This window comes from Bradyrhizobium sp., assembly GCF_049586575.1.
In the GTDB taxonomy this organism is placed as follows: domain Bacteria; phylum Pseudomonadota; class Alphaproteobacteria; order Rhizobiales; family Xanthobacteraceae; genus Bradyrhizobium.
Genome location: NZ_JBAVCF010000033.1, coordinates 1 through 23,755, shown reverse-complemented (window position 1 = coordinate 23,755; position 23,755 = coordinate 1). Strand labels below are relative to the sequence as shown.

The window sequence follows — 23,755 nt, the reverse complement described above, 5'->3', positions numbered from 1 at the left end:
GCGCTTGTTAACCACGAAACAAACCTGAGGATGAAAATAGCAAAAATTTAAGATAAATTGAAATCAATCGGAGAGTTCACCGACGCGCTGCGTCTCGTGAGCAAGCAGAACTAGCTTTTTCTCCTCGCGTGTCCGTCGGCGGACGGTCGGAATTTCATCCTGCCAGCGCGGTGGAGAATCTTCATGAAGCGGCTTTTGTCGGCTGCCATCGTTGCGATGGCGGCGAGCGAGCCTGCATGGGCTCAATCATCGACGGCGACCGGGACGGGCGTCGGCGTTGGCACATCAACATCGACGTCGCAGGCGATCTCGGGGCAAGGCGGCACCGGGATCGGCGTCGGCGGCAACCCTTCGGCGTCGATCACCAGCAACAGCACCGTGCCGGCCAATCAGACGGTCAAGAACGTGCCGAGCGTTTTCGCGCCTGGCTTGGCGGCGGCTGGGCTAGAAACGTGCCTCGGGTCGATTTCCGGCGGCGGCGCGTTTCTCGGGACCGGATTAAGCTTCGGCAGTACGATCCCTGATCCCGGCTGTGCGGCGCGGCTCGATGCGCGGACGCTGTGGAGCATGGGCCTGAAGAAGGCTGCGGTGGCGCGGCTTTGTCTCAACCCCGAGATCTACCGCGCCATGCCGGAGGTTTGCCGCGTCTACCTGCCGCTGCCCGCGCCGGCCGGCTACGCGGCTCCCGCGCCGGTGTTGAGCCGCTACGCGGAGGCCACCGAGGAGCAACCCCACACCGTCAGCGACATTTGGCTGGTGGCAGGGCCGACAGGCAAGACCCGTCTTTGCAACGACTACGATGTGACCCGGCAGCGCTGCCGCGTCTGGGCTCACACCGTTCACCATTCGGCGCCGAAGAAGAAGTCGGTGCCGACTGGTGAAGTCACTCACGCGGCAGCACCACCCGCCCCGGCACCAGCCGTGGCGGAAACCGAAAAGGAGGAGTCACAATGAAGAAGTTATTGATGAGTGTTGGGTTCATGGCTCTGGTGGGAAGCATTGTGCCGGCTGATGCCGGCTCCACGCTCGCCATTGGTGGCGGTGCCAATCTTGGTAATGTGACCACGCTCACCGGCGCTGCGGCGTTGGGCAACGCGGCGGCAGCCTCGGCGGCCAATGGTATCAATACCTCGGTGGGGAGCGGTGTTGCCGTTGCGACGCCTGCAGGAAGCCTCAGTGCGGGCATTGGCAGTTCCATCGGCCAGTCAGTCGGTCAGTCCGGTGCAGTGGCTGGTCCGGGTGGTGGCGCGGCCTTGAGCGGCGCCTTCTCCAATAACCTCGGTGTGGGCGTCGGCGGAGGCTTCACCAACGTGCTGCCCTAACCTGAACGACAGCAGCGTGGTGGCAAATCTTTCGCCACCATGCTGCTGGTCGGCGAAGGGCGTTGGGTGAACGAGCGTAGCTTTACGCTCGAGCGCCGGATATTGAGTCATAGCGAGGTACAGTTCTGGACGCTCACCTTCGCTGCCAACAAGGTCGACATTCATTTTGAGAACACCGATGGCACCAAGGCAGAACTGCACGGGGAAGCCAGGGACTGAGAAGGACTGATCAAGCCGCTCGTTTTCCGCGCGGGAACCATCTTCGTCCGCACTGATTAGTTCCGCGCCAGAAGGAGAAGAATGATGGCACGGAAAACGCGAAAATATTCGAAGAAGGCATCAAGCACCGTCGAGCGCGCGATGAAGAAGCGCAAGGCCGGGACGTTGAAGAGCGGTCGCTCCGGGCGGAAGGTCAAGAGCCGCAAACAGGCGATCGCGATCGGTCTTTCCGAGGCGCGGGCGGCCGGCGCCAGGGTCCCGAAGAAGACCGCTCGTAAACGGGCGGCCGGGAAAGCCAAACGCAGTACCCGCAAGTAAGCATTGCCGCAGGTTTACTCGTCTTTCCATTTCACAGGAGAGGGCATTACAATGCCCTCCCCATTCATGCGTTACGTCTCATCCTTATTTTTCGAGATCGACCCTTGTCCCTGAAAAACCTTTCCACCTACCGGAAGAAACGGGATTTCGAAAAGACGGCCGAGCCGAGCGGCGAGGTGCCGGTGGCGCCGTCCAGACAGCGGCGCTTCGTGATCCAGAAGCACGACGCGACGCGCCTGCATTACGATTTCAGGCTCGAGTTCGACGGCGTTTTCAAATCATGGGCGGTCACGCGCGGTCCCTCGCTCGATCCGCATGACAAACGCCTGGCGGTCGAGGTCGAGGACCATCCGCTCGATTACGGCGACTTCGAAGGCACGATTCCGGAAGGGCAATATGGCGGCGGCACGGTGCAACTCTGGGATCGCGGTACCTGGGAATCGGATGATCCCGAGAGGGGATTCAAGAAGGGCGATCTGAAATTCACCCTGCACGGCGACAAGTTGCAGGGAAGCTGGGTGCTGGTGCGGATGCGGCACGACCGCAACGGCGGCAAGCGCACCAACTGGCTCCTGATCAAACACCGCGACGAATATGCGCGCGAGGGCGAGGCGAACGATATTCTTGAAGAGGACCGGTCGGTCGCCTCGGGCCGCAGCATGGATCAAATTGCCAAGGGTAAGGGAAGGGCGCCGAAGCCGTTCATGACGAAGGTAGCCGGTCGCGGCAAGGCCGATGCGGTTTGGCATTCGAACCGCGGCGAGGCGGCGGAAGCCCGTGCGCACACCAGGAAGGCGGCTGGACCAGCGAAGGCGACAAAGGTCGACGAAATGCCCGAGTTCGTCGCTTTTGAATTGTGTACGCTGGTTGAGCAGCCGCCAAGCGGGGCCGGCTGGGGCCATGAGATCAAATTCGACGGCTATCGGGTCCAGTTGCGGGTCGAGGACGGCAAGGCCACCTTGCGAACGCGCAAGGGTCTGGACTGGACCGACAAGTTCAAGGCGATTGCGAAAGCCGGCGCAACATTGCCGGACGCGATGATCGACGGCGAGATCGTTGCGCTCGATCACGAGGGTAACCCGGATTTCTCGGCGCTGCAGGCCGCGATTTCGGACGGCAGGACGGACAATCTGATCTTCTACGCCTTCGATCTGCTATTTGCCGAGGGCGAAGATCTTCGCCGCCTGCCGCTGGAGCAGCGAAAGGCGCGGCTGAAGCAACTGCTCGACGCGCAGCAGAAGAAAAGGGCGGCCTCGATCCGCTATGTCGAGCACTTCGAGGCGCGTGGCGAGGAGGTTCTCGAATCCGCGAAGAAATTGTCGCTCGAAGGCATCGTCTCCAAGAAGCTCAGCTCGCTTTATCGATCCGGGCGCTCCCAAAGCTGGACCAAGACCAAGTGCCGCGCCGGGCAGGAAGTCGTGCTCGGCGGGTGGAAGACCACGGAAGGAAAATTCCGTTCGCTGATGGCCGGTGTCTATCGCGATGGTCACCTCGCGTTTGTCGGCATTGTCGGGACTGGCTTCGGGCAAGCCACGGTTCGGCGCATCATGCCGGTCCTCAAGAAGGCCGAGTCTGACAAAAGCCCGTTCGGCGGCAAGGACGCGCCGCGCAAGGCCAGCGGTATCCACTGGCTGAAGCCGGAGCTTGTCGCCGAAATTGAATTTGCGGGATTTACCGAAGGCGGCAACATCCGGCAGGCGGCGTTCAAGGGCCTGCGCCAGGACAAGCCGGCCGGAGAGGTCGTTGCGGAGAAACCGGCCATGGTTGATGTCATCAAGTCCGCGCCAAAAGCTTCCAGTAAATCCGCCGAGGTCATGGGTGTTGTGATTTCGAAGCCCGACAAGAAGCTGTGGCCGGACGCCGGTGACGGCGAGGGCGTCACCAAGCTCGATCTTGCGCATTATTTCGAGGCGATTGGCGACTGGATGATGCCGCATGTGAAAGGACGGCCGTGCTCCGTCGTACGCGCGCCGGATGGAATCAACGGCGAACAATTTTTCCAGCGCCATGCAATGCCGAGCACCTCGAAGCTATTGGAGCTCGTCAAGGTCTCCGGCGATCGCAAACCCTATTTGCAGATCGACCGCATCGAGGGCCTGGTGGCGGTGGCGCAAGCCGGGGGACTCGAACTGCATCCATGGAATTGTGCGCCGGACGCGGTCGACGTTCCCGGCCGGCTGGTGTTCGATCTCGACCCGGCGCCAAATGTTGATTTTGAGGAAGTCATCGAAGCGGCAAAGGAGATGCGCCGGCGTCTTCAGGCACTAGGCCTTGAAAGCTTCTGTAAGACCACCGGTGGCAAGGGGCTGCACGTCGTGGCGCCGCTTGGCTATGGCGCCAGGGACAAAGTGACCTGGAACGAAGCGAAAACGTTTGCGCAAGGCGTCTGCCAATGGATGGCGAACGATAATTCCGGGCAGTATCTGCTCAACATGTCCAAGAAGCTGCGCAAGGGAAAAATCTTTCTCGACTATCTACGCAACGACCGGATGGCGACGGCGGTTGCGGTACTTTCGCCGCGGGCGCGCGACGGCGCTACGGTCTCGATGCCGCTCACCTGGGCGCAGGTGCGCGGCGATCTCGACCCGAAACGCTACACCGTTCGCAGCGTCCCGGCTTTGCTCGCGAAGAGCAACGCGTGGGACGGCTACGACGATGCGGTTTCGTCGATCAAAAGCGCGATAAAGAAATTGGACGGTAAACTATCGACATAACGGCCGGCTTTAGAGGCGACCGAGCAGAAGTAATATCAGCAAGATGACGATGATGAGCCCGAGACCGCCGCCGCCGTAATAGCCGGTGCCATAGAAGGGCCCACCGCCGATGCCGCTAAAGCCACCGAGCAGGGCGATCACCAAAATAATCAGAATGATTGTTCCAATAGACATCTAATTTTCCTCCAGCCGATCGTGGTGCTTGCATGTTCGTGCCAGCCAACAAACGGGAACCGTGAAAGTTCCCGCTTATCGCATCGCACGCGCGGTTTATGAGGAAAACAACATGCGCATTAAGCGAATTGCCTGCTTCTTTTGGAGGCAGGTTTTGCCGCGCCAAGATATTCGGCTTTCAGCGCCGCCACCGGCAGGTGCTTGAACAAATTGGCCAACGGCACCCTGAATGCACCCGACTTGCCGCCGCCTTGAAGCGAATAACCATCGATGTGAAGCTCCCCCTCGAAAGCGTCTCCGCGCGGCCATGCACGGCCCTGCTCGGAGAGAGGTGCGTGCCATCGTGCCACCGCTGTAACCACGGCACGGCGGCCGCGGCGGCGCACAAATGCGATGACGTGGTCGCGATGCGCGCCGCTGACGTTGAGTGGCTCGTAATCGCCGGCAGTGAAAACGTCAGGGAGTTCGTTGCGAAGCTTGAGGAGGTGTCGCGTCCAGGCGAGCTTGATGTGGCCGTTCGGCCAATCGCGGGCGAGCGTGTCCCAATCGGGCCGCTCGACCCGTTTGAGAATATCGGCGCGTTCGACGAAATCGACCGGACGACGATTGTCGGGATCGACCAGCGACAAATCCCAGAACTCCGTTCCCTGATAGAAATCAGGTACGCCGGGCAGCATCGCTTTCAGCGTGATCTGGCTCAGCGAATTCAGCGCGCCCAGCAACCCGACCTGGCGAGCGAAACTTTCGAGTGAGTCCAGGAATTCCGCGGAGACCGATCGGTCTAATATCCGTGCAATGAAAGTGCAGAGAGCTGCTTCATAGCCCTCATGGGGATTGAGCCAGCTGGTCTCCTGCTTGCCCTCGCGCGCCGCCTTCACCGCATAGGCTTGCAGGCGCTCGGTCAGCGAGCGGTCGGGTGGTTGAAGCGGCCATACCCCAAGCAGGGTCTGGTACAGCATATATTCGAAGGTCGCCGAAGGCGCGCGCAGGTTGCCTTCGGTGATGATGTGCGGTGCGTTGAGCATCTTCCAGCGGGCGACAGCGGCGGTCCATTCGCCCGCGATCTCGCTGAGTGCCGTCAAACGCGCGCGCGCGTCCTCGGCCCGCTTGGTGTCGTGCGTGGCGGTGGTGGTCATCGCGTGCGGCCAATCCCCGGAGCGGGCTTTCATCATCCGGTGAAAGGCGTCGGGCGACAATGCCGAAGCGAAAGGTTCGCCACCGACCTCGTTCAGCGCGAGCAGACGGGAGGTGCGATAGAACGCCGTGTCCTCCAGCGATTTCGCCATCAGGGGACCGGTAAATTGCTGCACCTTCAAGGCAAACCGCCGCACCCTCGGCGCGCTGTGCAGCGCGGGGCCGGGTTTTGCGAGGTCCATCGTCAGTGCGTCGCGCAGGTAATCAAAGATACCTTCGTCGGCCGCATACCATTCGCGGCGCGCCGCCTCGACCGTGTCCGATATCAGGGCGCGATCGCCGGGCGCGATGCCGGCTGCGGTCAGATAGGTCCGGTAGATCGGAAAATTCAGCACATAAAGCTCGAGCGCCTGGCGCAGACTGTCGGCCGAGAAATCTCGTGTCGAATAATGGCCCGCCGCGATACGTCCGAGCAGGCGCGCCAGCACGGTGAATTCGCTGGTCAGCAGCGTTTCCAGCACGCGCTGCTTTGCGGCCTTGAGCACAGGGGTGAGAACCGGCGGCATGTTGCTGATCTGCCGCCAGGTCTCGTCGAGCGCGTCGAGGCCGCTTCCGTTGACCAGAACGCGCGTGATGGCGTTGAGCGTTTCGTAGCCGGTCGTGCCCTGAACGCCGGCGAATGGGCGCAGCGTCTCGTGCTCGCCAAGAATTTTCTCGACCACGATATAGAACGACTTGGCGGCTTTTCCGCCGGCCTGCCGGATCAGGCGGCTCAGGCGCTGAAAATATTGCGCGGGATCGCTCAAGCCATCGATATGGTCGAGCCGGAGGCCTTGCAATTTTCCTTCTACGATCAGCTTCCTGACCAGGCGATGGGCGACGTTGAAGGTCCCGGCATCTTCGACCCGTAGGCCCGCAAGCGAATTGACGTCGAAGAAGCGGCGATAGTTGATGTCGCTGGAGGCCAACCGCCAGTGTCCGAGCTTGTAGTGCTGACGCTCCAGCAGGTGATGCAGCGCCAGCGTCTGTGCAGCGCGATCCGGCCCGGCGCGGTAGGCGGCAATCCCTCGGTCAATGATCTCTTTGCTCCCTTCGATGCCCTTCAACGCAGCCTTGAAGGCAGGCGCCTCCTTGCGGTTGGGATGGCGCAGGCCATGGTAGCGCGAGGCGAGGTCGAGAATGTGCTTCCCGGCGGCATCGTCTTCGGTGCCTGCCTCCTTGACGATCGTTTGCAGGAGTTCGCCATAGCGATCCGGCGCGATCGGCAAGCGGTGCTCGAAGTACCACGCCGAGAAGCTGCCTTCCCTGGCGTCGTAGCGCAGCTCGATTTCGCCGTTCTCCAGCGCCTTGCCATAGGAGGAGCCGAGGATCGGCAACAGCACGCCGCCCCGCGCGCGATACGGCAATAGCTCCCAGTCGATATCGAAGGAGACCGCGTGCGGCGAAGCTTCGCCCCATTCCAGCACGTCGAGCCACCACGGATTGTCGGCGAAATGTACGCCGACATGATTGGGCACGAAATCGAGGATCAGGCCGAGATCGTGTTCTTTGAGGGCCTTGCTCAGCCGCTCAAAACCCTCGTCGCCGCCGAGTTCTGGATTGAGGACGGTGTGATCGACGACGTCATAGCCGTGGGTCGAGCCCTTGCGCGCCTTCATGAAGGGCGATGCGTAGACGTGGCTGATACCGAGCGCCTTCAGATAGGGGACGACGGCGGCGGCCGCATCGAAATCGAAGTTTGCGGTGAGCTGCAAGCGGTAGGTCGCTATCGGAGTGCCTGATGGCATCAGCGTTCTTCCAAACGCCAGATCACCGACCACGGCTTCATGAGTTCGCCAGGCTCATTGCCCCAAATGAGGGTGCCCCGCGGTCGATCTGTTGCGGCCGCGATTGGCTCGTCGGAAACGTTGGCCAGGAGCGTAAGCCTTGCGCCGTCACCCATGCGCCAATTCGCCGTCAATAGCCCGCTATCGGCGGCGCGCGCCTTGCCAAAGCACGCTTCCGCAAGATACGGCATGATGTGACGCCGGCGTATCGCCAAGAGCTCGCGCACCAAAGCCAGCCGTTGGCGTCCGCTGCCGTCTTTAGCCGCCCAATCGAGCTTGGCAGACTCAAAGGTGGCTTCACTCAGGGGGTCGGGAACGTCGTCGCCGTAGGTCGCATAGGCCCAGGCATATTCATCGCGGCGCCCCTTGCGAACGGCGTCGGCGAGACTGCCTTTGAAGTCGCAGAAAAACGGGAAGGGGGTTTTCGATCCCCACTCCTCGCCCATGAACAGCATGGGAATCGGGGGCGCGAGCAAGGTAATCGCAAGGGCCGCTTCGATCGCCTCGGGGTTGACCTTGTTCTCAAGCCGGTCGCCAAACGCGCGGTTACCGATCTGGTCGTGGTTTTGCAGAAAATTGACAAACGCGGTCGGCGAAAGTTCGCCACTCGCTTCGCCGCGCGCCTTGCCGCCGCGATGCTCGGAGGCCTCACCCTGATAGACGAAACCCGAACCGAGACTGCGCGCGATGTCTGAAACCGGGGCGCGCTGATAGTCGCGGTAGTAACCCTGCTTCTCAGCCGTCAGCTTCACGTGCCAGGCGTGATGATAGTCGTCGTTCCATTGCGCGCGATATTTCCCGCACGGCGGGTCTTGTGTGGGATCGAGCAGGCTGACAGCGTTGTCGTCGTTTTCAAGCACGAGATGGATGTGGCGGCCGGTCTGAGCGGCGAGCTGACCGGCCGCGAGGCTGAGGTCATGCAGCATCGGGATTTCGCCGAGCTCGACAATCGCGTGCACGGCATCGAGCCGCAGCCCGTCGAAGCGATATTCGTCAAGCCAATAAAGAGCGTTTTCGACCGCGAAGGCCCGCACTTGCGGCACGCGATAATCGATCGCGCTGCCCCAAGGCGTTTGGGCTTCGGTGAAGAAGGAGGGTGCGTAGCGGCCGAGATAATTCCCCTCGGGGCCGAAGTGATTATAGACGACGTCGAGAAACACCATCAACCCGCGCAAATGCGCTTCGTCGATGAGCCGCTTCAGCTCCTCGGGCCGGCCATAGGCGCTGTCCGGGGCGTACCACAACACGCCGTCATATCCCCAGTTGCGGCCACCTGCGAAATCCGCGAGCGGCAGCAATTCGAGCGCGGTGATGCCGGTCTCGACGAGATGATCGAGCCTGTCGGTCATGGCGCGATAGGTGCCTTCTCGCGTGAAGGCGCCGACATGGGATTCCGAGAGGACGGTTTCGTGCCAGGGTCGTCCGCGCCAGTCGCCCGCGCGCCAGGCGTAACTTGCGTGGTCGATCACTTCGCTCGGGCCGAACACGTCTTCGGGCTGAAAGGCCGATGCCGGGTCCGGCACATCAATCTCGTTATCGATGCGAAACTTGTAGCGCGCACCGGCTTTTAGGCCAGGCACATCGATCTCGAACCAGCCGTGTTTGCCGGGGGCAAGCGGGTGAGGTTGGTGATCCAGCATCAGCTCGACGTGTTTTGCCGCCGGCGCCCACAACCGGAACGTGGCTCCTTCGGAGGTCAGCTTTGCGCCGAAATGCCGTTCATTCATGCCGAGCCTGAAAAGACCAGTACCGAGCGGGGCGGCGCGGTGGTCTCGCTTCCCGGCGGGAAGTCCGCGGCCGTCTGCTTAACGTCGGCGGTGTTCAATAGTTGCCGCCAGCTTTTGTATTCGGGCATTTTCGGCAGGTTGAACTGGATCGCCTCGGGCGCGGCATTGAGCACGATGAAGACCGGCTGCTGGCCCTCTTCATTTGGCCCCAGCACGTATGCGAGGAAGCGGCCCTCCGGAAAATTCCAGTCCTGCTCTTTCATGTCGTCAGCGCTTGGCGTCAGCCACAGCACTCCGTAGCTGCCGTCGGCACGCCGGCCGTCGAGCCAGCGATGGGCGCGGATTTGCGGAAAGCGCCGGCGGATTTCAGTCGCATGACTGACAAAGTCGATGAGGTCGCTCCCTTCGCGGCCAATGCCTTCCCAGCCGATCCAGCCGGTCTCGTTGTCCTGGCAATAGGCGTTGTTGTTGCCGTTCTGGGTGTTGCCGACCTCATCGCCCGCCAATATCAGCGGCACGCCCTGCGCCAGTAAGAGACAGGCGAGCTGGTTTTTTCGCAGCTGGGTACGCAATGCATTGATGGCGGGATCGTCGGTCGGGCCTTCGCGTCCGCAATTATTGCTATGGTTGTCGTTGGCGCCGTCGCGATTGTCCTCGCCATTCGCCTCATTATGCTTGGCGTTGTAGCTGAAGAGATCGTTGAGCGTGAAACCGTCATGCACGGTGATGTGGTTGATGCTGGCGCGCTGCACCCGGCCGTCATGATTGAAGAGGTCGGAAGAACCGGTCATGCGGCTGGAGATTTCGCCGATCAGGCTGCCTTCGCCGCTCCAGTAGCGACGCAGCGCGCTGCGATAACGGTCGTTCCATTCCGACCATTGCGAAGGAAAGCCGCCAACCTGATAGCCGCCCATGCCGAGGTCCCAGGGCTCAGCGACCAGCTTGACCGGGGCGAGCACCGGGTCTTGCCGCACGGCGGTGAGAAAAGCCGAATTGCGGTCAAAGCCGTTCGGACCGCGGCCGAGCGTGGTCGCAAGATCGAACCGAAAGCCGTCGACGTGGCAGACCTCGACCCAGTAGCGCAGCGAATCCATCACCATCTGCAACACGCGCGGATGGGTGAGGTTGACCGAATTTCCGCAGCCGGTGAAGTCGTCGTAGTAGCGCGGGTTGTCCGGTCTGAGCCAGTAATAGGAAGCGTTGTCGATGCCGCGGAACGACAGCGTCGGGCCCATATGATTGCCTTCCGCGGTGTGATTATACACGACGTCGAGCATTACCTCGATGCCGGCATCGTGCAATCGTGCGACCGCGGTGCGAAAGGAATCGAGCGCATTGTCCTGCGCGTAACGCGACTCCGGCGCAAAGAACCCCAGCGTGTTGTAGCCCCAGTAGTTCGAGAGCTTCTTTTCGACCAGCATGCGGTCGTCGACCAGACTATGGATCGGCAGCAATTCGATTGATGTGATGCCGAGTCGCTTGAAATGCTCGATCATCGCGGGTGAGGCGAGACCGCCATAGGTGCCGCGCAAATTGGGCGGCACGTCGTCGCGCTTTTGCGTCAGGCCCTTGACGTGGGCCTCGTAGATAATGGTGTCTTCCCAGGGAACGCTCGGCCTCAGTTCGCGCCGTCCCCAGTTGAACGCTTCATCGACCACGACGGCCTTCGGCATGCCGCGCGCATTGTCGCGGCGGTCGAAGGAAAGATCTTCGCGCGCGCTGCCCGTGCGGTAGCCGAAATGCGCATCGCTCCACACCAGCCGCCCGGCGAGCCGTCGCGCATAGGGATCCAGCAAAAGCTTGTTGGGGTTGAAACGGTGGCCGTGTTCCGGCGCGTAGGGGCCGTGAACGCGATAGCCGTAGAGTTGGCCGGGAGAGACATCGTTCAGGTAGCCATGCCAGACGTCTTCGGTACGCTCCGGCAGTTCGATGCGTTCAATCTCGCGCCGGCCCTGGCCGTCGAACAGGCAAAGCTCGACCTTCTGCGCATTGGCGGAGAACAGCGCGAAATTGGTCCCGCGTCCGTCCCAGCTTGCACCGAGGCGAGATGGCGATCCGGCCGACAATCGCATGCGGTATTAGCTTTCCGGTACGAGGAAAATGGTTGCCAACGGCGGAATGGTCAGTCTGAGTTCCGGCCCCGTGCCCTCGAGCGTGAGGACCTCACCGATGGTCCCGACATTGCTGCCGCCATAATGCGATGAATCCGTATTGAGAACCTCGCGCCATGTGCCTGCGAGCGGCACGTGAATAATGTAATTATAATAGACGTTCGGGGAAAAATTCGTAACGACCAGGCAGCATGCATGCTCATCCCGGCCTTTGCGAAGCCAGGCGAAGACGTTGCCGGTGGCATCGTCGGTCACCAGCCATTCGAATCCGGAAGGATCGCAATCGAGCTCATGGAGCGCCGGCGTGTCGCGGTAGAGCCAGTTCAGATCGCGCACCAGCGACTGAACGCCGGCGTGGGGACTGTGCTGAAGCAAATGCCAGTCCAGAGAATGGTCGTGATTCCATTCGTTCGATTGCGCAAATTCGCAACCCATGAACAGCAGCTTCTTGCCGGGATGGCCGAACATGAAGCCGTAGTAGGCCCGCAGATTCGCAAAGCGCTGCCAGTCGTCGCCGGGCATTCGTCCGAGGATGGAGCGTTTGCCGTGAACGACCTCGTCATGCGACAGCGGCAGGATGAAGTTTTCCGAAAATGCATAATGCAGGCCGAACAGGATGTCGCCGTGATGGTATTGGCGGTGGATCGGATCCTTGCTGACATATTGCAGCGTGTCGTGCATCCAGCCCATGTTCCATTTATAGCCGAAGCCGAGGCCGCCATAATCTATCGGACGCGATACCTGCGGCCATGCGGTCGATTCTTCCGCCGCGGTCGTGGCGTGCGGAAACTGACCGAATACTTCGGTATTGAAACGGCGCAGGAACGCGATGGCGTCCAGATTTTCACGACCGCCGAATCGATTGGGCACCCATTCGCCGGCGGGCCGGCTGTAGTCGAGATACAGCATCGAGGCGACCGCATCGACGCGCAGGCCGTCGATGGCGTAACGCTCCAGCCAGAACAGCGCGTTGGAGACCAGGAAATTGACGGTCTCCGTGCGTCCGTAGTTGTAGATCAGCGTTCCCCAATCGAGGTGGCGGCCCTGCAAAGGGTTGGCATGTTCGTAGAGGGCGGTGCCATCGAAGCGGCCCAGCCCGTGCGGATCGTCGGGGAAATGGCCGGGCACCCAGTCAAGCCACACCCCGAGCCCCTCGCGATGGCAGGCGTCCACCAGCGCGGCGAAATCGGCGGGGCTGCCGAAGCGGCTGGTCGGCGCGAACAGGCCGGTCGGCTGATAGCCCCACGAGCCATCGAACGGATGCTCACTGACCGGGAGAAACTCGATGTGGGTGAAGCCCATGTCGTGGGCATAGGCCGGCAACTGCTCGGCCAATTCGCGATACGTCAGCCACTCGTTATCGCCCTTGCGCCGCCACGATCCGAGATGCACCTCGTAAATCGATACCGGCGCATTCAACGAATTGATATCGTCGGGGGCAGGCCGCGGACGCGGCAGTCTTTCCTCGTCGAACACGACCGAGGCTGTGCTCGGCCGGATTTCGGCGGCAAAGGCGAGCGGATCAGACTTCAGCGGCAGGCGCTCGCCCTGCCGGCTGAAGATATCGAACTTGTAACGATCTCCGGCCAAGGCATGGGGAATGAACAGTTCCCAATAGCCGAGGCCGCGCACGCGCATCGGATGACGTTTTGGATTCCAGAAATTGAAGTCGCCGACGACGCTGACCCGCTGCGCATTGGGCGCGAGTACAACGAACGCGACGCCCGGAACGCCCTCCAGCACCATCGGATGGGCGCCGAGCTTCTGGTACAGCCGCCGGTGGGTGCCTTCGCCGAGCAGATAGAGGTCGTAGTCGGTCAGCACGGGAGGAAAGCGATAGGGATCGTCGAGATCGACTATCCTCTCGCCGAAGCGGGCGCGCAGCTGATACGCGGTCGAGCCGTTGGGGAGAAATCCGGCAAACAGGCCGTCATCGTGAACGCGCGTCAGCGCCGCCGCCTCACCGTGCGGGGCGATTGCGTCCACCTTGTCCGCTTCAGGGAGAAAGGCGCGCACGACCGTTCTGCCGCCTTCGGTATGGGGGCCGAGATACTGGAAGGGGTCGGAGTGCCGCCCTTCAAGGATCGCATAGGCTTCGGCGGAGAGCTTGGTCATGCGGCCTCGCGGGCAGGCTGGGACAATATGCGCAAGACCCGGGCGAGCGTCGCCGGCACGGCTTCCGACCGTTGTATCAATTCGGTTTCGATCACGTCGAAAGCCTTTTCGAGCACGAAGAAATCCACCATGTGCCGCGCGGCAAGGGGATCATCGGGCCAGATCGAGGAATCGGTCGTGAGTTCGCGGTATGCGGTCAGGAAGGCCGTCGTAGCGCGGTCGACCCACTCGGCCAGTGCGTTGCCGAGCCGGCCATGCTCATCCGGCGCGAGGTGAAGGGCGCGCTCGCGCGCCGCGAGGCTCGAGGCCTCGATCGACCAGATCATGTTGGCGACGTCACGCGCCACCGGCGCCTTGCGCCGCCGCTCCTCGATCGGCCGGCGCAGATCGCCCTCGAAGCCGGTGATGAACACGTCGTCCTTGACGATCAGCACCCGTCCCAGATGGAAATCGCCGTGCAGCCGCGAATTAAAACCGTTCACGCCCGTCGACATCAATCCGTGCAAGCGGCTGTGCAAGGTGTCCTGCTGCGCCAGGAATTCGTCGATCATCGTTCGGTCGGCTTCGCCGAACGAATTGCGGCGCTGCCTTAACGTATGGAAGACGCGGGCGGTGCTCTGGACGACGGCGGTGGTCCAGCGAGCGACGTCGGCCGGCTGGATCGGCTCGGGCGTGAAGTCGGGCATTCCGCTTGCGCTGGCCAAAGCCAGGTGCAACTCGGCGGCGCGCCTGCCGACCTGCGAGAGGTGACGCAAATAAACCGTCTGCTCCTCGCTTTCCCGCCTCGGCCCGCCGGATGCAAGCAGGCGCTGCTCCTCAAGCACGCGATCGAGATAGGCCGCCGTGACCGTCCAGGCATCGCCCTGGTTGCCGATCTGGGCATGAACAATTGCGATTGCGTTTCGCTGATCGCCTTCGATCAGTTCCGCACTGCCGAGCATCGTCGGCGTGTTGGGGAAGCCTGCGACTTCGGTCAGGAATTGGCCGATCTCGATTTCCGGGTTCATGCCGCTTTCGAGCTTCCGGAACAGCTTCACGATGTAGTCGGAATCGACCTGCAGGGTGCTGCTGAGGGGGGCACCCTCTAGCAAGCCGATGCGTTCGGGCTGCCTGACCGCTTTGGCTGAGAATTTGCTCGTCGGCCTGAATTCCAGCTTCAGGCCGTTTTCCTCGGTTGTCAGCGCCTGGCCGAGATTGCGCAGCAGAAGTCCGACGAAAATCGGATCGGTGGCGACGTCGAGCAGCGTTCCTTCGCGGGCGCCCTGGCGCACCGCGGCCAGCGCGTTGGGGTTATAGCGCTCGCGGTCGAAACGCACCCATTCGATCTGCATCGGCAGCACGTAACGTGTCTTGGCCTCGTCTTCGGTGGCTTCGAAGAACGTAAGCCACGGCCGGTTGTCGCCGATATCGCAAAACGGGACCGCCGAGGTCAGGGTGGGATGGATATCTGCGGCAGTATGGAGCGGATACCAGCGGGAGCGGGCGAGATGCCCCGGCAGCACATCGCATTCGAACAGGCTGCGGGTGCGAGCGAGCGAAACCCAGGTGGCGCCGACCGGCACCACCAGGGTTTCGAATTCCGGGACGATCGAAGGCTCGGCCGGCTCCGATTTGTCGCGCTCCTGCAGCTGGAACCAGTAGAAGCCATAAGGCGCAAGCGTAATCATGTAGGGCAGTTCGCCGATCGCCGGAAAATGCGTGCGCCCGAGCATTTCCAGCGGCACGCGTTCCTTGAATGCGGAGAGGTCGAGTTCGGTTGCCTGCGCCGAGCGCGACAGGTTGGCGACGCAAAGAATGACTTCATCGCCTAGCTGCCGCACATAGGCCAGCACGGCGCGATTGGCCGGCCGGATGAAGGTCATGCTGCCGCGCCCGAATGCAAGCGTCGATTTTCGCACCCCGATCAGCTTCTTGGTGGCGCTGAGCAGCGACGACAGGCTGCGTGACTGCGCCTCGACATTGACCGCCTCGTAGCCATAGACCGAGTCCATAATGATGGGCGCGTAGAGCCGGGCCGGGTCGGTACGGGAGAAGCCGCCGTTGCGATCCGGGGTCCACTGCATCGGCGTGCGCACGCCATTGCGGTCGCCGAGATAGATGTTGTCGCCCATTCCGATTTCGTCGCCGTAATAGATGATGGGCGTGCCGGGAAATGACAGCAGCAGCGAGTTCATCAGTTCGATCTTGCGGCGGTCGTTGTCCATCAGCGGAGCCAGCCGCCGGCGAATGCCGACGTTGATCCGCGCGCGTGGATCGTTGGCATAGGTCGACCACAGATAATCGCGCTCGACGTCGGTGACCATTTCCAGCGTCAGCTCGTCATGGTTGCGCAGGAACAGCGCCCATTGACAGTCGGGCGGAATATCCGGCGTCTGGCGCAGGATGTCAGTGATGGGAAAACGGTCTTCCTGGGCAATCGCCATGTAGATGCGCGGCATCAGCGGGAAATGATAGGCCATGTGGCATTCATCGCTGTTGCCGAAATAGTGCTGAACGTCTTCCGGCCACTGATTGGCTTCCGCGAGCAGCACCTTGCCCTTGGCGTACTTATCCAACTCCGCGCGCAGCTGCCGGACGACGGCGTGCGTCTCGGGCAGGTTTTCGTTGTTGGTGCCGTCGCGCTCGCACAAATAAGGGATGGCGTCGAGCCGGAAACCGTCAACCCCGGTGTCGAGCCATCGCTTCATCACCTGGACCAGGGCATTTACGACGCGGGGATTGTCGAAGTTCAAGTCGGGCTGGTGCGAGAAGAAACGGTGCCAGTAAAACTGGCCGGCTTCCGGGTCCCAGGTCCAGTTCGATTTCTCCGTATCGGTAAAGATGATACGCGTGCCCTGATATTTCTGGTCGGTGTCGCTCCACACATACCAGTTGCGCGCGCTCGACTTCGGATCGCTGCGGCGGGCGCGCTTGAACCAGTGATGCTGGTCGGAAGTGTGATTGACGACGAGTTCGATGATGACCCGCAGACCGCGCCGCTTGGCTTCGACGATGAAGCGGCGAAAATCCTTCATGGTGCCGAAATCGGGATTGACGGCACCGTAGTCGGCGATGTCGTAGCCGTCGTCGCGCCCGGGCGAGGGATAGAACGGCAACAGCCAGAGCGTCGTCACCCCGAGGTCTTGCAGATAGTCCAGCTTTTCAGTCAGTCCTGCGAAATCGCCGATGCCGTCATTGTTGCTGTCGGCAAATGCCTTGACGTGAAGCTGATAGATGATGGCATCCTTGTACCACAGCGCGTCGCTGTCGAGCGCGGCAGCCGGGCTTTCCTGGGCGTCGATAGCTGACATCAAATTCATCGGGACCGGCGGGCGAGCAGAGACGGGAGGATGGTGCGGTTCGGGCCCCGGATGGCGTTTGGAGGCCTCCGCGGTTCCGGTAATTTTATTCACGATGGTGGTGGCAACATGGAATGGTCCCATTTCGTTGGCGCGAAAGGAGATGCTCGGGACATATATACAAAGCCGCTCCCCTTCCATTGGTTCCCCGGGAACGGCATGGTAGGCGAGAGCGTTAGCCACTTCTATCCTATTCCCAAATCAGTAGAATTTACGGCGACCTCCTCACAGACCTTCTTTCCCACCAGCTCTCTGCTTTCTGCAAATGGCGTGCCGAATGGACGTTTATAGCCGGGCCAAGGAATTGGGCCTCCAGACCGAGTTTGTGGACGGCCAGGGTCACCGCCATGTGACAGATGCGACGGCGCTCAAGATCATCCTCGACGCCCTGCCGGAGCGAACTCCAAGCCGGCTTCTGGATGGCCCGGTCGTCATCCGCACCGGTCAGACCTCGCGCAGCGAACTAAGCCCCGCCGCGGCGCTACCCGTCGCCTGGAAGATCGTCGCCGGTCGGGAGACCATCGCGCAGGGCGAAGCGGTCGATCGCACGATCGCCTGGCCTGCCGATTGGCGGGAGGGGATCTACCGGCTTCAGCTGACGGATGCGGCTGCTTTCAGCGAGGAAATCCCGTTGATCGTCTCGCCCCCCCGGGCTTACAGCGGCGATTTCGACCGCGGCTGGCTATTGGCGGTGCAGCTTTACGGTATCTGCTCGGCACGCAATTGGGGCATCGGGGATTTTTCCGATCTGGCCAGCTTGCTCGGGTTTGCGGCCAAGTTGGGTGCGGATGGCGTTGGCCTCAATCCGCTGCACGTTTTGTTTGACGACAAGCCGGCCGATTGCAGCCCTTATTCGCCCAACAGCCGGCTGTTTCTCAACGCGCTGTATATCGACGTCGAGCAAATCCCCGAATTCGAAGCAGGCGCCAAGGCCAGCAAAACCGCCGCGCGCTTAAGGGAAGGCCATATCGTCGACTACAAGGGCGTCGCCGAGTTGAAGTGGCGCGCATTGCGGGCCGCCTTTGAGAAATTCAAAACGCAGCCGGCTGTAGGGCGAAAAAAGGATTTCGACGCCTTCCGCGCGGAACGTGCGCCTCTATTATCGCGCTTTGCCTGCTTCGAGGTGTTGCGGCACAAGTTTATCCAGCCGTGGTGGGAATGGCCCGCCGATTGGCGTGCGCCCGATGACGCCAAATGCGCCGAATTGCGCAGGGGTGAGGACGCCGTCGAGATCGAGTTCGTCGAATTCGTGCAGTGGACCGCCGATCGGCAATTACGCGCCTGCCGGGACCTGGCGCGCCGGCTTGGCATGAAAGTCGGGCTCTATCTCGATGTGGCGGTCGGCGTGCAGTCCGGCGGCTTCGATGCCTGGAACGAGCAGGTCGCGATCTCGCGTCATCTATCGGTCGGCGCGCCGCCTGATCCGCTCAACCTCGCCGGTCAGAATTGGGGCCTTGCCGGCTTCAACGCGGCCGGTCTCGAACTGCAATCGTTCGCGCCCTACCGCGAGATGTTGCAGGCCTCGATGCGCTATGCCGGCGCCATCAGGCTCGACCACGTGCTCGGCCTGAAGCGGCTCTATCTGGTGCCGCACGGCTTTGCCGCCGATGACGGCGCCTACGTGCAGATGCCGTTCGAGGCGCTGCTGGCGGCAACCGCGCAGGAAAGCGTGGCGCATGCCTGCATCGTGATCGGCGAGGATCTCGGCACCGTTCCGGAAGGCTTTCGCGACACCATGGCGGAGTGGGGCATCTGGTCCTATCAGGTCATGATGTTCGAACGCGACGATCGCGGCGCCTTTCGCGGCCCCGATCGTTATTTGCCGAATGCGCTCGTCACCTTCAATACCCACGATCTCTCGACCTATGCCGGCTGGCGCTCGTTCGGCGATCTCAAGATCAAGCGCTCGATCGGCATCGATCCCGGCGAGAACGATGACGCCCGCTGGCACGCGCTGGCGATGCTGGACGACGTGCTGCGCCATCATGCCATCGACGGCAACGACCTCTATGCGATTGTGGCTTTCCTTTCCAAGACAAGGTCGCGGCTGCTGGCAATCTCGCTCGAGGATCTCCTCGGCGTGATCGATCAGCCGAATATTCCGGGCACGGTGAACGAGCACCCGAACTGGCGTCAACGGCTGCCGGTGGCGCTCAACGACATCGGGCACGAAATCGACATTGGAGCATTGAAAGACGCAACGCGGGAGAGAACTCGCCCCAGTGCGTGAGCCCTCTATGTTCAACCGGTAAAAGCAGTGTCCAGAATAGAAGATTACGGCCTGATCGGAGATTGCGAAACCGCGGCGCTTGTGGGCCGTGACGGGTCGATCGACTGGTTATGCTGGCCGGCGTTCGATTCGGATGCGTGTTTTGCCGCGCTTCTCGGTACGTCGAAAAACGGCCGCTGGCTGATCGCCCCTTGCGACGATGCCGGACAAATTTCCCGCCGTTACTGGGACAATACGCTGATCCTCGAGACCCAGTTCGAGACCGCGGACGGGGCTGTCGCCATCATCGACTTCATGCCGCCCCGGGGCAAGGCTTCCGATATCGTTCGCCTGGTGCGCGGCATCAAAGGCAGCGTCAAGATGCGGATGGAGCTTGTGATCCGCTTCGGGATGGGTGCGGACATTCCCTGGGTCAAGCGCACCGAAAATGGCGCGATGCTCGCGATCTGCGGGCCGGACATGACGGTACTTCGCACGCCGGTGAAGCTGCGCGGCGAAAATATGACGACGGTGTCCGACTTTGAGGTGACCGAGGGCGAGACAGTTCCCTTCGTTCTCACCTATGGCGAGTCGCATGTCGAATTGCCCGATCCGATCGATCCTGCAAAAGCGTTGCAGGAAACCGAGGATTTTTGGCTCGATTGGTGCAGCCAGTGTAGCTACGAGGATGATAGCCGCGATCTCGTGATGCGCTCGCTGATTACGCTGAAGGCGCTGACCTTTGCCCCGACCGGCGGCATCGTCGCCGCGCCCACCACGTCGCTGCCGGAAAAGCTCGGCGGCAGCCGCAACTGGGATTACCGGTATTGTTGGCTGCGCGACGCGACCTTTACGCTGCTGGCGCTCATGAACTCGGGCTATACCGAAGAAGCCTCTGCCTGGCACGGCTGGCTATTGCGCGCGGCGGCAGGCGCGCCCGGCAACATGCAGATCATGTACGGCATCAGGGGCCGCCGACGCCTGCTCGAATGGGAAGCGGGATGGCTGCCCGGTTACGAAGGTGCACGGCCGGTCCGGATCGGAAACGCCGCCCACGCCCAGTTACAGCTCGACGTCTACGGCGAATTGATGGACGCCTTCCACCAGTCGCGCGTGACCAAGCTGAAGCTCGACGAGGAGACCTGGGACCTCGAATGCACCGTGCTCGATCACCTCGCCGAGGTATGGGATCAGCCGGACCAGGGCATCTGGGAGCGGCGCGACAACGGTCGGCATTACGTCTTTTCGAAAGTCATGACGTGGGTTGCGTTCGACCGCGGCATCAAGAGCGCCGAGATGTTCGGTTTCAAGGCGCCGCTCGATCGCTGGAAGGCCCTGCGCGATACCATCCATCGTGACGTCTGTGAAAAGGGTTTTGATCCCGCGCTGAACAGCTTCGTCGAATCCTATGGCGCGAAATGGCTCGATGCCAGCGTCCTTTTGCTGCCTGCGGTAGGCTTCCTGCCGGGCTCCGATCCACGGATTCGTGGCACCATCGCCGCGATCGAACGCGACATGATGCGCGGCGGATTCGTGCTGCGGCACGATCCCCGCGAAATCACCTCGGAGATCCAGCCGATCGAGGGTGCATTTCTGGCGTGTTCGCTGTGGCTCGCGGATGTTTACGTCCTTGCAGGCGAGATCGACAAGGCGAAAACGCTGTTCGATCGTGTGGTCAGCGTCGCCAATGATCTCGGATTGCTGGCGGAAGAATTCGATCCGGGTCCGCGCCGCCAGACCGGGAATTTTCCGCAAGCTCTGACCCATATCGCGCTGATCAACACCGCGCACAATCTGAGCGAAGCCAAGCACGCTAACGACAAGCCGGCGATGCAGCGCTCGAAGTAGTTGTCGCCCCGGCCTTGAGCCGGGACCCGTAACCACAGGCCGGGGTTGTTTCGGCGGGCTGTGGCTACAGCCCGTTCAAAAATGAAATCCGGTAGCTATGGATCCCTTGCATTCGCAAAGACGACAGCTGTTCCTATTGCGCCGAAGCGAGAATCGTCTCCATCGCCTTGGCAAAACCCTCGTCTTCGTTCGAGGCCGTGACGTGCGTCGCCTGCCGCTTTACGTCATCGGTGGCGTTGCCCATGGCAAACGACGTTCCGCTGACGTGAAACATCGCGAGATCGTTCTGCATGTCGCCGATGGTGGCGACCAGATCGGCCGAGATACCAAGACGACGCGCGATCGTTTGAACGAAGGTGCCTTTATTGACGCCGGGCGGCGTGATGTCGAGATAATAGCTTTGCGAGCGCACGGCGGTCGCCCGCGTGCCGAGCGCCTCCTGCATTTCGGCTTCGCAGCGTTGCAGGCCGGCCGCGTCTGCGCTGGCGCCAACGATCTTGCGGGCTGACGAAAGATAGGACGTGAAATCTAAAACGATGGTTGGATCGGCCCGGATCGCGAGTTTTTCGTACGAGACATATTGGCCGTTCGGATCCCGGGCGAGCCAGAGGTCGCTGGTGAACAGCCAGATTTCGGCGCCGAACTTGCCGAGTATGTCGAGGGCGCGCCGTGTTGCGGCTTCCGGGATCAAATGCTGTTCGACCGGCTTTAGCGCCGGATCGACAATGCAACTGCCGTTGAAGGCGCCAATGGGAACGGTGATACCCAACGGTTCGATCAGAAACCGCATGCCGAGGGTCGGCCGGCTCGAGGTAATCGTAAAGCCGATGCCGGCCTCGTGAAGTTTTCGGACGGCGCCTATCGCGCGCTCGGTCAGCAGCTTTTCCTTGGTCAGGAGCGTGCCGTCGACATCGGAGACAACGAGCGCAATGCGGTTCATGGCGTCAGATCCTGACTTCGGTAGCAACTTGGGCGGCAATATTGTTGACGATGGTCTCGACAGGGGCATCGATCGAGACATTGATCGGACATTCATCCGCTTGCGGCGGCTCCAGGGTCTTGAACTGGCTGTCGAGCAAACCCGGCGGCATGAAGTGTCCCTTGCGTCGGGCGAGCCGGTCGGCGATCAAGGCTTGACTGCCGTCAAGAAAGACGATGCGGACATCGTCTCGGCCGTGGACCAATATCTCGCGGTAGGCGCGTTTCAGCGCCGAGCAGGCGACCACGACGTGGCCGCCGGCCTCGCAGACCCTGTCGATCTCGTCGGCAATCGCTTGCAGCCACGGCCAGCGGTCCTCATCCGTCAGCGGATGGCCCGCGCTCATCTTGGCAACGTTACTTTTGGGATGAAAGCGATCACCGTCCTCGAATGTCCAGGATAGTCGTTTGGCCAATTCGGCGGCGATGGTGCTTTTGCCCGAACCCGATACGCCCATCACGATCAACGCGCAGGGTGATTTGCCGGGTCTATCCGCCACGAAGGTCTCCGCCTGCCGCGGCGCGGTCGACAAGAAACACGGTTTTACCGATCGATCGCGCCCGATTGGCCGGCAGGTTCTCGCCTGCGAGAAGCCGCGTCAAGATCGCGTGTTTCTCTTCGCCCGCGATCTCAAACAGCATTTCGTGACAGGAGGCGAGCGCGGGCAAAGTCAGGGTGACCCGCGGCACAAAGGGCTCGACGTGGGCCTTGGGCACGCCGACGACCCAGCGATTGGTCTCGGCGATCGCGGGATAATTGGGAAACAGCGAGGCCGTGTGGCCGTCGGGGCCGACCCCCACCAGCACGAGGTCGAACAGCGGCCGCGCCGGATCGAAATCGTCAGCGCCGTAGAACGATTTGAGCTCGCGCTCATAACGGTTGGCAGATTCGTCCGGATCGGCGACATCGGTGGGGATGGGGTGAATGTGATCCCTGGGGGCGAAGCGGCCGAGGAAAATCTCCCGCGCCATTAGCATATTGTTCCGGGCATCGCCGGCCGGGACAAAGCGTTCATCGCCGATGAACCAGTGCACGCGATCCCAGGGAATCCGTTTTGAGTAAGCGTCGCTCGCCAGCAATTGATAGAGCTGCTTTGGGCTGGAGCCGCCGGCCAGGCCAATCGCTGCGCGCCCTGCATTGGCATCGATCCTGGCGAGCAAACGTTGGGCGGCGGCGAGCGCCAGCGCGGCTGGATCGGCGACGACGATCCAGCTGACAGGGGCAGGGGATGGCATGCGACTTAACCCAGCTTGCGCCAGTTGCGGCCGTCGCGCTTGAGCAACCCATCAGCGGCTTCCGGACCCTCGCTGCCGGCTTTGTAGAATTCCAGCCCCTTCGCGCCTGCCTTCTTCCAGGCGTCGAGAAACGGCTGAACCGCCTGCCAGCCGGCTTCCACGCTGTCGGCGCGCTGAAACAGGATGTTGTCGCCGATCATGCAGTCATAGATCAGCGTTTCATATCCGGTGGTCGGCTCGGCCTGGAAGTAGTCCTTGTAGCGAAACTTCATTTCGACGCCGTCGATGTTGATCGTCGGGCCAGGCACCTTGGTATTGAATTGCAGGGTGATGCCTTCGGTCGGCTCGATGGCGATGACGAGGTAGTTCTGCGACAGCCGCTCCACCTGTGTCTCGCGGAACATCGCAAACGGCGCCTGCTTGAACTTGATCGCGACTTCGGTGCGCTTGACGCCGACCGCCTTGCCGGTGCGCAGGTAAAAGGGC

At 61.7% G+C, this 23,755-nt stretch carries 16 protein-coding genes and 1 pseudogene; 7 read left to right on the top strand and 10 right to left on the bottom strand.

The window, feature by feature from the left end; genetic code table 11:
• The first annotated feature begins 183 nt into the window (after positions 1 to 183).
• From WB528_RS01145 to ligD, 5 genes are all read left to right on the top strand, one after another.
• Positions 184 to 954 (top strand): hypothetical protein, encoded by a 771-nt coding sequence (locus WB528_RS01145; protein WP_423886596.1) that lies wholly within the window; start codon positions 184 to 186, stop codon positions 952 to 954.
• Positions 951 to 1,322 (top strand): hypothetical protein, encoded by a 372-nt coding sequence (locus WB528_RS01140; RefSeq protein ID WP_423886595.1) that lies wholly within the window; start codon positions 951 to 953, stop codon positions 1,320 to 1,322. The genes WB528_RS01145 and WB528_RS01140 overlap by 4 nt, the downstream gene beginning before the upstream one ends.
• Positions 1,323 to 1,361: 39 nt before the next feature.
• Complete coding sequence (locus WB528_RS01135; protein WP_423886594.1) at positions 1,362 to 1,541, top strand: hypothetical protein; 180 nt, start codon at positions 1,362 to 1,364, stop codon at positions 1,539 to 1,541.
• 84 nt (positions 1,542 to 1,625) lie between these two features.
• A complete protein-coding gene (locus tag WB528_RS01130; protein WP_423886593.1) occupies positions 1,626 to 1,859 on the top strand; it encodes a DUF6496 domain-containing protein in 234 nt (77 codons plus the stop codon).
• A gap of 104 nt (positions 1,860 to 1,963) precedes the next feature.
• Positions 1,964 to 4,573 (top strand): DNA ligase D, encoded by a 2,610-nt coding sequence (ligD, locus tag WB528_RS01125; protein ID WP_423886592.1) that lies wholly within the window; start codon positions 1,964 to 1,966, stop codon positions 4,571 to 4,573.
• Positions 4,574 to 4,582: 9 nt separating this feature from the next.
• Here ligD and WB528_RS01120 read toward each other — a convergent pair whose 3' ends face one another.
• From WB528_RS01120 to treS, 6 genes are all read right to left on the bottom strand, one after another.
• The gene (locus WB528_RS01120) at positions 4,583 to 4,747 is read right to left on the bottom strand and encodes a DUF3309 family protein (protein ID WP_291565910.1); all 165 of its coding nucleotides are present in this window, start codon (positions 4,745 to 4,747) and stop codon (positions 4,583 to 4,585) included.
• Between the two features lie 119 nt (positions 4,748 to 4,866).
• Positions 4,867 to 7,668, bottom strand: coding sequence for a malto-oligosyltrehalose synthase (treY, locus tag WB528_RS01115; RefSeq protein WP_423886591.1), 2,802 nt, complete (start codon positions 7,666 to 7,668; stop codon positions 4,867 to 4,869).
• Positions 7,668 to 9,434 carry a malto-oligosyltrehalose trehalohydrolase gene (gene treZ, locus WB528_RS01110; protein WP_423886590.1) on the bottom strand — a complete coding sequence of 589 codons (1,767 nt, stop codon included), beginning with the start codon at positions 9,432 to 9,434 and terminating at the stop codon, positions 7,668 to 7,670. Before treZ ends, treY begins: the two co-directional genes overlap by 1 nt.
• A complete protein-coding gene (glgX, locus tag WB528_RS01105; RefSeq protein ID WP_423886589.1) occupies positions 9,431 to 11,506 on the bottom strand; it encodes a glycogen debranching protein GlgX in 2,076 nt (691 codons plus the stop codon). The genes treZ and glgX overlap by 4 nt, the downstream gene beginning before the upstream one ends.
• 6 nt (positions 11,507 to 11,512) lie before the next feature.
• Positions 11,513 to 13,660 carry a 1,4-alpha-glucan branching protein GlgB gene (gene glgB / locus WB528_RS01100; RefSeq protein WP_423886588.1) on the bottom strand — a complete coding sequence of 716 codons (2,148 nt, stop codon included), beginning with the start codon at positions 13,658 to 13,660 and terminating at the stop codon, positions 11,513 to 11,515.
• Positions 13,657 to 16,959 (bottom strand): maltose alpha-D-glucosyltransferase, encoded by a 3,303-nt coding sequence (gene treS, locus WB528_RS01095; RefSeq protein ID WP_423886587.1) that lies wholly within the window; start codon positions 16,957 to 16,959, stop codon positions 13,657 to 13,659. The genes glgB and treS overlap by 4 nt, the downstream gene beginning before the upstream one ends.
• Before the next feature lie 316 nt (positions 16,960 to 17,275).
• Between treS and malQ the strand changes: the two genes are divergently transcribed.
• Both malQ and WB528_RS01085 read left to right on the top strand, forming a co-directional pair.
• Positions 17,276 to 19,228 (top strand): 4-alpha-glucanotransferase, encoded by a 1,953-nt coding sequence (gene malQ / locus WB528_RS01090; protein WP_423886586.1) that lies wholly within the window; start codon positions 17,276 to 17,278, stop codon positions 19,226 to 19,228.
• A gap of 27 nt (positions 19,229 to 19,255) precedes the next feature.
• The gene (locus WB528_RS01085) at positions 19,256 to 21,055 is read left to right on the top strand and encodes a glycoside hydrolase family 15 protein (protein ID WP_423886585.1); all 1,800 of its coding nucleotides are present in this window, start codon (positions 19,256 to 19,258) and stop codon (positions 21,053 to 21,055) included.
• Between the two features lie 133 nt (positions 21,056 to 21,188).
• On the opposite strand, the gene WB528_RS01080 is transcribed toward WB528_RS01085, so the two are convergent.
• From WB528_RS01080 to WB528_RS01065, 4 genes and pseudogenes are all read right to left on the bottom strand, one after another.
• Entirely contained in the window at positions 21,189 to 21,995 is an 807-nt protein-coding gene (locus WB528_RS01080) for a Cof-type HAD-IIB family hydrolase (protein WP_423886584.1), read from the bottom strand.
• 4 nt (positions 21,996 to 21,999) lie between these two features.
• On the bottom strand, positions 22,000 to 22,491 hold the full coding sequence (locus WB528_RS01075) for a gluconokinase (protein WP_423886597.1): 492 nt from the start codon (positions 22,489 to 22,491) through the stop codon (positions 22,000 to 22,002).
• Between the two features lie 31 nt (positions 22,492 to 22,522).
• Positions 22,523 to 23,269, bottom strand: a complete 747-nt coding sequence (gene pgl, locus WB528_RS01070) for a 6-phosphogluconolactonase (RefSeq protein WP_423886583.1) — start codon at positions 23,267 to 23,269, stop codon at positions 22,523 to 22,525.
• 5 nt (positions 23,270 to 23,274) lie between these two features.
• Positions 23,275 to 23,755 (bottom strand): annotated as a pseudogene (locus tag WB528_RS01065) (glucose-6-phosphate dehydrogenase); the annotation flags it as partial.